13 protein-coding genes and 1 tRNA gene are annotated in these 11647 nt (G+C 49.9%); 4 read left to right on the top strand and 10 right to left on the bottom strand.

Translation table 11 applies throughout. From position 1 onward, the window contains the following. The 8 genes from ACJHVI_RS00070 to ACJHVI_RS00035 all read right to left on the bottom strand — a co-directional run. Window positions 1–137, bottom strand: a 137-nt coding sequence (locus tag ACJHVI_RS00070; RefSeq protein WP_483182543.1) for an IS630 transposase-related protein, incomplete at its 3' end; no start/stop codon positions are given. A 437-nt stretch (window positions 138–574) separates the two neighbouring features. Further along, window positions 575–1570 (bottom strand): phosphoribosylformylglycinamidine cyclo-ligase, encoded by a 996-nt coding sequence (purM, locus tag ACJHVI_RS00065; protein WP_483182541.1) that lies wholly within the window; start codon window positions 1568–1570, stop codon window positions 575–577. After that, entirely contained in the window at window positions 1567–2292 is a 726-nt protein-coding gene (purC, locus tag ACJHVI_RS00060) for a phosphoribosylaminoimidazolesuccinocarboxamide synthase (protein ID WP_483182542.1), read from the bottom strand. Before purC ends, purM begins: the two co-directional genes overlap by 4 nt. Before the next feature lie 20 nt (window positions 2293–2312). Next, complete coding sequence (locus ACJHVI_RS00055; RefSeq protein ID WP_483182540.1) at window positions 2313–2573, bottom strand: hypothetical protein; 261 nt, start codon at window positions 2571–2573, stop codon at window positions 2313–2315. Between the two features lie 18 nt (window positions 2574–2591). Continuing rightward, window positions 2592–6308 carry a phosphoribosylformylglycinamidine synthase gene (locus ACJHVI_RS00050; RefSeq protein WP_483182539.1) on the bottom strand — a complete coding sequence of 1239 codons (3717 nt, stop codon included), beginning with the start codon at window positions 6306–6308 and terminating at the stop codon, window positions 2592–2594. A 63-nt stretch (window positions 6309–6371) separates the two neighbouring features. After that, complete coding sequence (locus ACJHVI_RS00045) at window positions 6372–6836, bottom strand: SoxR reducing system RseC family protein (protein WP_483182538.1); 465 nt, start codon at window positions 6834–6836, stop codon at window positions 6372–6374. A gap of 46 nt (window positions 6837–6882) precedes the next feature. After that, entirely contained in the window at window positions 6883–7500 is a 618-nt protein-coding gene (locus ACJHVI_RS00040) for a YcbK family protein (RefSeq protein WP_483182537.1), read from the bottom strand. A gap of 88 nt (window positions 7501–7588) precedes the next feature. Continuing rightward, window positions 7589–7665: transfer RNA gene (locus ACJHVI_RS00035), tRNA-Met, on the bottom strand. 156 nt (window positions 7666–7821) lie between these two features. On the opposite strand from ACJHVI_RS00035, the gene ACJHVI_RS00030 reads away from it, so the two are divergent. Then, on the top strand, window positions 7822–8007 hold the full coding sequence (locus ACJHVI_RS00030; protein WP_483182536.1) for a hypothetical protein: 186 nt from the start codon (window positions 7822–7824) through the stop codon (window positions 8005–8007). Here ACJHVI_RS00030 and ACJHVI_RS00025 read toward each other — a convergent pair. Then, a complete protein-coding gene (locus ACJHVI_RS00025; RefSeq protein ID WP_483182535.1) occupies window positions 8004–8375 on the bottom strand; it encodes a YraN family protein in 372 nt (123 codons plus the stop codon). The genes ACJHVI_RS00030 and ACJHVI_RS00025 overlap by 4 nt on opposite strands. A gap of 8 nt (window positions 8376–8383) precedes the next feature. Between ACJHVI_RS00025 and rsmI the strand changes: the two genes are divergently transcribed. The 3 genes from rsmI (at window position 8384) to ACJHVI_RS00010 (ending at window position 10922) form a co-directional block, all read left to right on the top strand. Further along, window positions 8384–9235 (top strand): 16S rRNA (cytidine(1402)-2'-O)-methyltransferase, encoded by an 852-nt coding sequence (gene rsmI / locus ACJHVI_RS00020; RefSeq protein ID WP_483182534.1) that lies wholly within the window; start codon window positions 8384–8386, stop codon window positions 9233–9235. A 34-nt stretch (window positions 9236–9269) separates the two neighbouring features. Then, the gene (gene gmk, locus ACJHVI_RS00015; RefSeq protein WP_483182533.1) at window positions 9270–9881 is read left to right on the top strand and encodes a guanylate kinase; all 612 of its coding nucleotides are present in this window, start codon (window positions 9270–9272) and stop codon (window positions 9879–9881) included. Window positions 9882–9971: 90 nt separating this feature from the next. Beyond that, entirely contained in the window at window positions 9972–10922 is a 951-nt protein-coding gene (locus ACJHVI_RS00010; RefSeq protein WP_483182532.1) for a DMT family transporter, read from the top strand. Window positions 10923–11063: 141 nt separating this feature from the next. Here the strand turns inward: ACJHVI_RS00010 and ACJHVI_RS00005 are convergent, their stop codons facing one another. After that, window positions 11064–11516 (bottom strand): hypothetical protein, encoded by a 453-nt coding sequence (locus tag ACJHVI_RS00005; protein ID WP_483182531.1) that lies wholly within the window; start codon window positions 11514–11516, stop codon window positions 11064–11066. Window positions 11517–11647: the final 131 nt, after the last annotated feature.

The raw sequence follows: 11647 nt of genomic DNA, 5'->3' as shown, positions 1-11647 counted from the left end.
CCTGTTTCTTTAAGTTGTCGTCTCCAACGAAACACGGTGTGTCTTGATACACCAAAAGCTTCTATAACAAGGTCAATGTTCTTGCATTTGTCATAATAAGCCAAGGCTTTTTGTCTGATTTCTAGTGAATAAGCCATTTGGAGTAGTGATTATAGTCAAAGAAATGAAAAAGTAGTACAGTAATGCTGCTAACAGGTAGCGCAGAGAGTACGGCGAGATGTGTTTAAACTGTAACTTTTTTTGAATTCTTTGACTATAGTGAATGGTGATGGAGATATGGGGATAATTGGTGTTGTTTCAAGGTTTGTTGGTTATATAATGTTCGTATTTGTCATAAATTGACTATAACTCCAATACCGTCAAACATTGTGGTATTGCATCTTTCAGCACTTTCATGCCAAAGAAAAAAATCGAATAAGTTTTGTCGTCTTGCAGAGATTTTTGCAAAATTCCTTTGAATATCAGATATTTTTTCTATCTGTGAACTAAAACAGCCTAGCGATCAATAACGATCGCTAGGCTTGTGGATTATTCATATTACGGATGATTTTGACGTCCATGTATACAAGAATAATTACTGTAGAATCAGAGCTTCATCGCCTTCCTGCATTTGACCGATAAGCAGCGGATTTTCGCCTTGCGCGCGCAAGGTCTCGCAGACGGCTTCCGCTTCTTGGGCAGGCACAATCAGCACAAAGCCGACGCCCATATTAAAAGTGCCGAAGCATTCTTCGCGTTTGACATGCGCTTCGATGGCGTGCATCAGCGGCAGACTCGGCAACACGGCAGTATCGACTACCGCGGTCAAGCCTGCGCCGTAGGCGCGCGGCAGATTTTCAGGCAAACCGCCGCCTGTGATATGCGCCATGCCATGAATGCGGTGCTTGGCAAGCACGGCTAAGACGGCTTTAACGTATATGCGCGTCGGCGTCAGCAGATGCTCGCCCACTGTTTTGCCGTCAATCACTTGCGTGAAATCCGTAAAAATTTTGCGCAACAAGGAATAGCCGTTGCTATGAAAACCTGAAGACGGCAGAGCGATTAAGACATCACCCGCCTGCACTTTACTGCCGTCAATCATGGCGGATTTTTCGACCACGCCCACTGCAAAGCCGGCAATATCGTATTCTCCGTCTTGGTAAAACCCCGGCATTTCGGCGGTTTCGCCGCCAATCAATGCCGCGCCTGCCTGCCGGCAGCCTTCGGCGACACCTTTGACGATATCCGCCGCCGTTTGCGCATCTAGTTTGCCGCAGGCAAGATAATCCAAGAAATATTGCGGCTCTGCCCCATGACAGAGAATGTCATTCACGCACATCGCCACCGCATCAATGCCGATACTGTCGTATTTGCCTAAGGCAAAGGCGATTTTGAGTTTGGTGCCGACGCCGTCAGTGCCGGAAACCAAGACCGGCTCGCGGTAGCCGCTTAAATCGTAGAAAGCACCGAAGGCGCCGATTTGCCCGAGAACGCGCGGATTATGTGTAGCGGCGGCATAGGCTTTGATGCGGCGGACGGTATCGTAGCCCGCTTCTTTGTCCACGCCGGCTGATTTATAGTCCAAACTCATTCCGCATCGTCTCCAAGAGCGATGAGGCGGCTCAATACTTCCCGATAGGCATTAGTCAGGCCGCCCAAATCGCGGCGGAAGCGGTCTTTGTCTAATTTTTCATTGCTTTCCCAGTCCCAAAGGCGGCTGGTATCGGGGCTGATTTCATCGGCCAGAATAATTTCGCCCTCATCGGTTTTCCCGAATTCGATTTTAAAATCAATCAAATGAATATCGCAGGCATCAAATAAATCAAATAAGACGGCATTGATTTCATCAGTTAATTCATAAATGCGGTCTAATTCTTCGTAAGTCGCCAAGCCCAAGGCGACGGCATGATGATCGTTAATCAGCGGATCGCCCAAGGCATCGTTTTTATAGCAGAGTTCATAAATGACGTTTTCAGGCTCGGTGCCTTCTTCAATGCCCAAACGGCTTGCCATCGAGCCGGCAATCACATTGCGCACAATCACTTCCAAAGGAATGATGCTGACTTTTTTGCACAACTGTTCGCGTTCGTTCAGCGTATCCAAATGATGCGTGGGAATGCCGGCGGCTTTGAGGGCAGAGAAAATAATGGTGCTGATTTTATTATTTAAAATCCCTTTATTTTCAATCACATCATGTTTCGCTCCATTACCGGCGGTGGCATCGTCGTTGTAATGAATAATCACTTGATCCGCCGCATCGGTGGCGTACACTGCTTTTGCTTTGCCCGTATACAGTAAGTCTCTTTTTTCCATCATCTATCTCCTTAAAAAAATCAGCTGCCTAAACCATATAAAGCCATTAAAACGTCAACCGCTTGGTCAGACGTTAAATCGCCGTTAATCACATGCTGTTCCAAATCGCTGCCGATGCCTTCGTCTTTGCCGCCGAAACGGCTGTTCGGCGAGCTGCCCATTTTCATGCGTTCATGGCGTTGGGCAACAGCTGCGGGGCTGCGGTCAATTCCCGCAAAACCATTGGCTTGGTTAGCGGCAATAATTTGTGCGAGAATTTCGCGGGCTTTGCTTTCATACATAATGCTGACTCCTGATGTTTAACGGAAGGCTTGAATGCCCGCTTGGAAAATATTCTGCGGACGGAAATTAGGGTGGTTTTTATACAATCCCGGACGGTAGCGCTCGCTGTGCCCCATTTTGCCCAAGATGCGCCCGCAAGGACTGGTAATCCCTTCAATGGCATAGCGCGAGCCATTGGGATTGTGCGCCGGATTCAGGCTAGAATTCAATGTAAAGGGATCTATATATTGTGTGGCAATTTGTCCATTGCTAATCAATAGATTGAGATTGTCTTCATCGGCATAGAAACGCCCTTCGCCATGCGAAAACGCCACGTCATGCACCTCGTTAAGGGCAAAATTCGCCAGCCAAGGGCTTTGATTATTCACAATTTTAGTGCTGGCGATGCGGGCGATATGGCGCTGAATGCGGTTATGCGCCAAGGTCGGATTGCCAATTTGCGGCAAACGGATTTCGCCGAAAGGCAGCAAGCCGCTTTTCACTAAGGCTTGGAAACCGTTGCAAATGCCGAGAATTAAACCGTCACGCGCCAGAAAATCTTCTATTGCTTCGCGGATTTGCTGATTAAACAGCAGATTGGCAATGAATTTACCCGAGCCGTCAGGCTCGTCGCCTGCGCTGAATCCGCCGCTTAAGACGAAAATTTGGCTGTTTTGCAGCGCTTCGCTCAATCGATTGAGCGAGGATTGGATATCTGCTTGATTGCGGTTGCAAATCACGCTTTCTTCCACGATACCGCCTGCCAAGCGGAAAGCGCGTGCCGTATCCAATTCGCTGTTGGTTCCGGGAAAGACGGGCAGACAGATGCGCGGCTGCGGCGTTTTATAGCTGATCGCTTTGGCTTTGGGCAAACTCGCCGGTGCAATATCGGGCGCGCTGCCTTCCTGTTTTTCCGGATACAGCGGATAAATCTCGCTCAGAGTTTGGCTAAGCGGCATCAATTTGTCCAAATCAATCGATTTACCGCCAATTGTGATAGCGGCTTTATCGCTGGTGTAGCCGATATGGCTGAGATGTTGGCTAATGCCCAAGCCGCCTTTGCTAGAGATGAGGAAGCCGCCGTATTCCGGCAAGAATAAATCCGCTTCCTCCACATTATCAATCACGCAGCCGATGCGGTTGCCTAAGCAGCTTTCATAAAGCGCCTGTATCAAGCCGCCGTGGCGAATACTGCGGATTGAACGCACCACGCCGTCTTCAATTGCTTCGCGAATAAAATCATTATGCTGCAAAAGGGCTTCAAAATCAGGACGACCCAATGCGTCTTGCGGGCAGCGCAGCCAATATAATTGATGCTCGGCGGCTTTAAATTCCGGACTGATGACGTCTTTAAGCAAGGCGGTGCCGACAGCAAAGGCAATCAAGGTCGGCGGTACGTCCAAATGATTAAAAGAACCGCTCATGCTGTCTTTGCCGCCGATTGCCGCACGCCCCAAAGCGCTTAGGGCATGGTGTGCGCCCAATAGAGCGGCAAGCGGCAAGCCCCAACGGCGAGGATCTTGTCCCAATTTCGGGAAATATTCCTGCAAAGAGAAATGGCTGCGACGGATATCGCCGCCGGTGGCAATTAAACGTGCCGAGGCTTCCGCTACCGCATTCATCGCGCCGTGATAAGGACTGTCGGCGCTGCTGTCGGGATGGAATCCGTAGGCGAGAATCGAAGCGGTATCGCAGGGTGTTTCCGTCGGCAAGGCATAGGCACTAGCTTCAATCGGGCTGGCGCTAAAGCGTCCGCCATAAGGTTTGAGCACGCAGGCCGCGCCGACATTGTAGTCAAAGCGATCGCCCAAACCGCGCAAATCGGCATGGTTGAGGTCCTGCAATTGATTTTGCAAACGCGCGAGCCAATCGCCCTGCTCCGCCGTTTCTTCTCCCTCCAATGCGACATCGGCAATCTCTACCTGCGCCTGCACATTTTGCGCGCCGTTGCTGTCTAAAAATGCACGTGAAAGCGAGACGATTTCATCGCCGCGCCAAGTCATAACCAAGCGCGCTTCTTCAGTAACCTCGGCAATCACGCTTGCGGCAAGATTTTCCGCCTGAGCCAATGCCTGAATTGCCGCCACATCTTCAGCCGCCACCACAATCGCCATCCGCTCTTGGGATTCGCTAATCGCCAATTCCGTGCCTGAAAGCCCTTGATATTTAACGGGAATGGCATCCAAATTAATCCGTAAACCTGCCGCCAGTTCGCCAATCGCCACCGATACGCCGCCGGCGCCGAAATCGTTGCAGCGTTTGATTTTTTTGGCAAAAGCCGCTTGGCGGAACAGACGCTGCAATTTGCGTTCTTCCGGCGGATTACCTTTTTGCACTTCCGCCGCGCTTTGACTTAAAGAATCCTGATGCTGTTCGCGCGAAGAGCCGGTTGCGCCGCCGCAGCCGTCGCGTCCTGTCGCCCCGCCTAAGAGAATGACCACATCACCTGCCTGCGGTTCTTCGCGCCGCACATGTTCGGCAGGCGTGGCGGCGACTACTGCGCCGACTTCCAAATGTTTCGCCGCATAGCCTGAATGATAGAGTTCGACCACTTGCCCGGTAGCAAGCCCGATTTGATTGCCATAGGAAGAAGCGCCGGCGGCGGAACGCTGCGCAATCACGCGTTGCGGCAATTTGCCTGCCAAGGTGTCGCCGATATGCTGTCTTGGATCGGCAGAGCCGGAGAGACGCATCGCCTGATACACATAAGCGCGTCCCGACAGTGGGTCGCGAATCGCACCGCCGATGCAGGTGGAAGCGCCGCCGAAAGGCTCTATTTCGGTGGGGTGGTTATGGGTTTCGTTTTTAAATTGCAAAAGCCAAGGGCGGGTTTCGCCGTTTTCCTTAATATCGACAAGCACCGAGCAGGCATTGACTTCGGCGGAAAATTCCACATCGGGCAAATTGCCCTGCCGACGCTGATATTTGGCATCAATGGTCGCCAATTCCATCAGGCTGACGGGACGTTGTGCCGCCGTAGCGCCGTAAACGGCTTCGCGCTTGGTAAGAAAGTCTTGATAATCCGCCTGCATGGCTTGCCCCAAAGCACTATTGGGAAAACGGATATTTTCCAAAGTCGTGGCGAAAGTGGTATGGCGGCAATGGTCTGACCAATAGGTATCCAGCACGCGGATTTCCGTCTCGCTCGGCGCGCGGTTTTCTTGGCGGAAATAGTCTTGCACCAAAGCCAAATCGGCAAGCGTCATCGCCAAGCCTTGCTGCTGATGCCAAGCGGCTAATTCCTGCGCGGATAATCGGTTAAACGCTTCAAAATGCGGCACAGATTGTGCCGCCTGCACTTGCGGCAGACTCTTATCTTCCAGATTTTTCTCACGCGCTTCAATCGGATTGATGAAATACTGCTTAAGGCGCTCAAGCTCTTCAGCATTCAATTGCCCGCTGACCAGATAAGCAATGGCGGAACGAACGGTCGTCTGCGCAAAATCGGGATGCAGAAGCGCCAAACATTGCTCGGCGGAATCCGCTCTTTGGTCGAATTGACCGGGCAGCGGTTCAATCACAAATACCGCATTCGCCGCCGGCAATTCCTCTAACACTTCATCGGTAACGGGATCGGCAAAGACTTGCCGCAGCGCTTGCTCAAAATGCGCCTGCGGTGCCTCATATAGGTCATAAACGGCAATTGTTTCAATGCCGAGCAAATCGGCAATGTTGAGTTGGGCTTTTAGCGTTGCGATGTCGGCAGGGGCGCTGCGAAAGGCTTTAAGTTTGCGGATGTATAGGCGTTGAAACATAACTATGCGGTCATTTGCAAAAAAAGAAATTTTAACATAAGGCGCTTGCGGAGATGCGAAAGATTAGGGGGCGTAGATTTTAGCGTGGGGTAGGGCGCTGTCGGCATCGGGCGGCAATGAGAGCCGCAAATGCGCTTGCAAATAGGCTTCGCGCCAATTCTTGCTCGCCCATACGCTGATGAATAGCGCCAAAAGCCCAGCGAAAAATTGCAGCCATGCGGCAAAATGCTGTGTTACAAGCAATGCGCCTAAAAAACTCAAGAGCGGCAAACCGTAAAGCATGAGCGTAAGACGCTGCAGCGCCGTTGCGGATAATTGCAGCTCTAAAAAGCCGCTGTTTACCGGCAAATCCTGCGGACGCGGCAATTCAAAAACATTTTCGCCGATAAAGCCGCGAAACCAAGGATTCTGCCCGCAGCCTTTACCTGCCGCGCATTGCGGACAATCGGCAATTTGATTGACGGCTTGCAGGCGCAATACCTTGCCGTTATCCGCACAAACCCGCACAGGAATCGAAAGCCAAGCCATTATTTGCGTCCAATAAAAAAGCGGCGCAATTGCCGCTTTCTGCTAATTAATACACCCATTGACGCACAGGTCCTGAATCCACATGAATAAAATTCGAGCCGCGATATTGCCCGATGCCGCCGGCATTCAAACGCTGCGCAATCGTTTTCAATTGACGGGAATTGTAGCCCTTAATTGCAATATCCGCTGCCATTGCTTTCATGTGATAGCTGTTTTTGCCCACATTGCGCGAACGGCGCGCCAACATTTGGTTGGTAGCGGGGGAGCGGTAGCCGCTATTGAGCTGGATGACTTGATTATGCCCCACATTGCTTTGGATGTAATGCAGAATATTAAGTAAATCAATATCGACCGTTTGCACGCTTTCTTGACGGAAATCACGGAAAAAACGGCTGATTTCATCAATAGAAGGTTGGATATAGCCATAATCCGGCGCCCAATATACCGTGCGAATCGTTTCGGCGGTATGCGGGTTATACATGCTAATCATGCGTTCGCGGCTGGAAGCGGCTTTAGCCCATTGAGCGGGCAGTAATAATCCGGCAGTTGCCATCATGGCAGTTTTCACAAAAACACGGCGCGATTGGCGAGTGCAGCAAGGACAATCTTCAGGATGTGCAAAATCGACCGTTGTTACAGGGCGATAAGATGATGAATGAGACATGCAAAAAATTCCGTTGAGATGTTGGGGCGCGAATATAAAAGAATTTTAGTATGAATGCAAGGTAATATTTGCGTCATTTTTTGATGTTTGGTGGCTACGCCCTGACTCGAACAGGGGACCCCAACATTATGAGTGTTGTGCTCTAACCAACTGAGCTACGTAGCCATCAAGGGCGCGAATTATGCGCAAATGCGCCTAAGCTGTCAATGCCCTTTTCTGCAAAAAAAGCTTTTTTTCGCTAAAACCATGAATTTTAGACAATCATTATTTTGTCCGCAAAAGCAGCTACAATAGGCGCCAAAGGAGTAAAAAGGAGTAAACATGAAATTCGTCCTATTTTTGCTTATCGCGGGGCTGATTGTCCGCCATTTAATGCTACAAAGAAAACAAAGCGCCCTGCAACAGCAGCGTTTGCAGCAGGAAAAAACGGCAAAGCAGGCGGCTTTTGTCAAGGAAACTGATGCCTTAAATCCGCATTTGCGCCGTGAAGAACCGCCGACGGATTAAAGCAACACGCCTTTAATCCATTCGATAGCAATGATTTTTTCCTTATCCGCAGTCAGCAGCACGGCATCAAAGCGGCAATCGGGCATCTCGGTATAATGCTGCTGTAAATACTGTTGAGCGGCACGCTTCCATTTTTGCTGTTTGCTCATGTTGATAGATTGGGCGGCGCTGACCATTGCATTTGCTTGACGCAGACGCACTTCCACAAAGACGAGACTGTCGCCGTCTTTGGCAATCACATCAATTTCGCCGCAGGGATAGCGGACATTTTTCGCTACAATATGCAGTCCTTGCCGCTTGAGAAACCGGACGGCGGCTTTTTCGCCCTCTTGTCCGCGCCGCAAATGGCGTGCTAATAATTTAATCATGGAGATTTATGGCCGGAAAATTGTATTTAGTGGCAACGCCGATTGGCAATTTGCAAGACATCAGCCACCGCGCGACCGCCATTCTACAACAGGTAGCGGCAATTGCCTGCGAGGATACGCGCGTCAGCCGCCATTTGCTGGACGCTTTAGGGATTGATAAGCCGCTTTTCGCCCTGCATCAGCACAATGAACACGGCGCCGCGCAGGTGCTGTTGCCGCGCCTGCAAGCCGGCGAAGACATTGCCGTGATTTCCGATGCCGGCACGCCGGTCATTAGCGACCCCGGCGCATGGATAAGCCGATTAGCGCATGAGAACGGCATCACCGTCGTGCCGATTCCGGGCGCCAATGCCGTGATTACCGCTTTATGTGCCAGCGGCTTGGCAGGCGATTGCTTTCATTTTGCAGGCTTTATTCCGGCAAAAAACGGCGAACGCCTGCAATTTCTCAGCCGTTTCCAAACGGCGCGGGAAACCACGATTTTTTACGAAAGCCCCCATCGCATTGAAGACAGCTTAATCGCCATGCAAAGCCTGTTCATCCCCGCCCGCCGCCTTGTGATTGCGCGCGAGCTGACCAAAACCTTTGAGCAAATCGTATCTTTGCGCATTGATAATGCTTTGGAATGGCTTAATAGCGACAGCAACCATCGCCGCGGCGAATTTGTGCTGCTCTTGGCAGCCGAGGAAAATTCGACGGACAATCAGGCTTGGCACAGTTTCGCCGAAGAACTGCTAAATGAAGGCTTATCGCTGAAAACCATCAGCCGACTCATGCAAAACCATTGCGGCGCCAATAAAAAAGAAGTTTATAATTATTTGCTTACAAAGAAAGGTGACATCAATGCAGCAAATTGCTAAAGTAAGCGGACTTTAAAACAGAGAATAATAAATTATGAAAGGTCAATTATGGGTTGTCGCCGCCCCCTCTGGCGGCGGAAAAACCTCACTCATTGCAGAAACACGCCATCAACTGCCCAATGTGGTGGAATCGGTTTCCCATACCACACGCGAACGCCGCAACGGCGAAATCGAAGGCAGCCATTATTACTTCATTACCAAAGAAACCTTTGCTGCCATGCGCGATGCGGGGGATTTCTTAGAATATGCCGACGTCTTCCATCATGCCTATGCCACCTCTGCCAAGCAAGTCGATAAACTGCTGACGGAAGGCTATGACGTCATCCTATCCATCGATTGGCAGGGTGCGGAGCAAGTACGCGCAAAACGCAGCGACGTCAAAACCATCTTCCTGCTGCCACCTTCTCTAACCGCCCTGCGCGAGCGTTTGCAAAAACGCGGACAGGACAAACCCGAAGTGGTGGAAAAACGCATGGCGCAGGCAGAAGAACAAATCAGCCATTACAAAGACTTTGACTATGTGATTGTCAATGACGACTTCAACCGCGCCGCAAAAGAATTGCAGGCGATTATTATCGCCTCGCGTATGCAGCGCTTGCGCCGTCAAGACGATTTACAAGAGCTGCTCAGCCGCTTGCAAGGCTGAAAACCCACCTGAAACAGCCAGTATGCACTGGCTTTTCTTTTTGCCTCATATGCCTATTGAAAAGCATAAAACTATCTAAAAGGATTATTTATGAACACAGCCAAACGCCTGCCTTTTCCGCGCTTATTATTACTGCTGGCACCGATTATCTGGGCAAGCAGCAATGCCGTAGGCAAATTAAGCATTGATTTGCTGACCCCCTATCAATTCACTTTTTACCGTTGGCTATTGGCGACGCTGATTCTAAGCCTTGTTTTCAAAAAACAGATTCAGCGTGATATGCCGCTGCTGCGCGCGCGCAAATGGTGGCTGCTCTGCTGGGGCGGCAGCGCTTTCTGCCTATTTAATATCCTGCTTTACGCCGCCTTTGCCCATAAAGCCGCCGTCGTCAATGTAGCGATTGTGCACAGCCTTATTCCCATGTTTGTTTTGGTGGCAGGTGCAGTCATCTATCGGGGAAAACTCCATGTTTTGCAATGGATAGGTGTGTTTGTCGCCCTTTTTGGTGTGCTGTGGCTGCTCAGCCGCGGACAATTAGGCAGCCTATTGCGCCTAACGCTGAGCACCGCGGATTGGCTGATACTCATCACCGCCTTTATCTATGCCGCCTATTCGCTCGTGCTGCGCAATGCGCCTGCCGTGCATTGGGCGAGTCTGTTATGGGCAATGTGCCTTTCCGCTCTTCTTGTCGGTCTGCCTTTCTGGTTATGGGAATTGGCACATAGCGGACAATTATTAAAAATCGCACAACCCAGCGCGGCAGAAATCGGCAAAGCCCTGTTATTGATTACCTATGTCTCGGTATTTGTCGCCATCGTATCCAAAGTCTTTTACATGGAAGGCGTGATTGCCATCGGCGCGGCAAGAGCGGCAATGACCATGAACCTCCTGCCCGTGTTCAATGCTCTTCTAGGTTTGCTTTTATTTGCCGACGAACGCGCCATGTTCGGCAGCGTGCATATCGTCGCGATTAGCTGTGTGGTTATCGGCATCGCCTGCTCGGAAAGCGGCGCATGGCAGCTGAAAAAAGCGAAGGCATAATTCAATCAGGCAAGCGTCGCTAAAAAGGCCTTGCCTAATCTTTGATTATATTTACTGCTTATTCCTTAAACAAAAGCTCTATACCGGTAGAGTATTTCTATCGGCATAGAGCTCTATTAAACAGGAATACTTACGGAGTTTTTAAAATTCTACTTTAAATCCTAAGCTAAAGTTTTTCCCCATTTGCGGTACATAGGGAAGAAAAGTATTATGCAAATACACTTTATCATCAAGTAAATTTTGTCCCTGCAGCGTAATACTGTAATTCCAATTAGGGTATTGTTTTTCATAACTGATACTGGCATTTAAAAGATGATAACCCTGAGTCGGAATTTCTAATTTTGAGACTTTATTCTGCGCGAAAGCTTTGGTGTATTCCACTTCTGTCGTCAAATTTGGCGTCCAGTGGCTATGCATACGCAATCCTAAACGAGCTGGCGGAACGCGGGGCGCGGAACGATCGGCTTGTGCGACAGGTTTGAATTCATAGCTTTCTCCGCCCCACCAATTTGTCGTTTTAACCCGTTCTAAAGCCGGCGGCAAATCTTTTAATTTTCCTCGGACAACATCTCCGAAAAAGGTAATTTCGGGCAAAGGGACATTTTAGGTGCTGTTTTCGAGTTCTTTAGCCCTAAGGGACAAAATAGGTGCTATCTAGCGTTTTTTAAGCAAAATAATCTTTTATAAACTTAACCTTATTCTCCTTTCCCATGCCGCAATGACAA

Source organism: Suttonella sp. (assembly GCF_056855035.1).
Note: the sequence above shows the minus strand (reverse complement) of the source record. Positions and strands in the feature narration are given on the sequence as shown.

Bases quoted from the DNA above. Each gene is read 5' to 3' on its own strand.
- ACJHVI_RS00010 (WP_483182532.1), top strand. From the start codon at position 9,972: ATGAACACAGCCAAACGCCTGCCTTTTCCGCGCTTATTATTACTGCTG.
- purC (WP_483182542.1), bottom strand. From the start codon at position 2,292: ATGGAAAAAAGAGACTTACTGTATACGGGCAAAGCAAAAGCAGTGTAC.
- ACJHVI_RS00055 (WP_483182540.1), bottom strand. From the start codon at position 2,573: ATGTATGAAAGCAAAGCCCGCGAAATTCTCGCACAAATTATTGCCGCT.
- gmk (WP_483182533.1), top strand. From the start codon at position 9,270: ATGAAAGGTCAATTATGGGTTGTCGCCGCCCCCTCTGGCGGCGGAAAA.
- purM (WP_483182541.1), bottom strand. From the start codon at position 1,570: ATGAGTTTGGACTATAAATCAGCCGGCGTGGACAAAGAAGCGGGCTAC.
- ACJHVI_RS00050 (WP_483182539.1), bottom strand. From the start codon at position 6,308: ATGTTTCAACGCCTATACATCCGCAAACTTAAAGCCTTTCGCAGCGCC.
- ACJHVI_RS00030 (WP_483182536.1), top strand. From the start codon at position 7,822: ATGAAATTCGTCCTATTTTTGCTTATCGCGGGGCTGATTGTCCGCCAT.
- ACJHVI_RS00040 (WP_483182537.1), bottom strand. From the start codon at position 7,500: ATGTCTCATTCATCATCTTATCGCCCTGTAACAACGGTCGATTTTGCA.
- rsmI (WP_483182534.1), top strand. From the start codon at position 8,384: ATGGCCGGAAAATTGTATTTAGTGGCAACGCCGATTGGCAATTTGCAA.
- ACJHVI_RS00045 (WP_483182538.1), bottom strand. From the start codon at position 6,836: ATGGCTTGGCTTTCGATTCCTGTGCGGGTTTGTGCGGATAACGGCAAG.
- ACJHVI_RS00025 (WP_483182535.1), bottom strand. From the start codon at position 8,375: ATGATTAAATTATTAGCACGCCATTTGCGGCGCGGACAAGAGGGCGAA.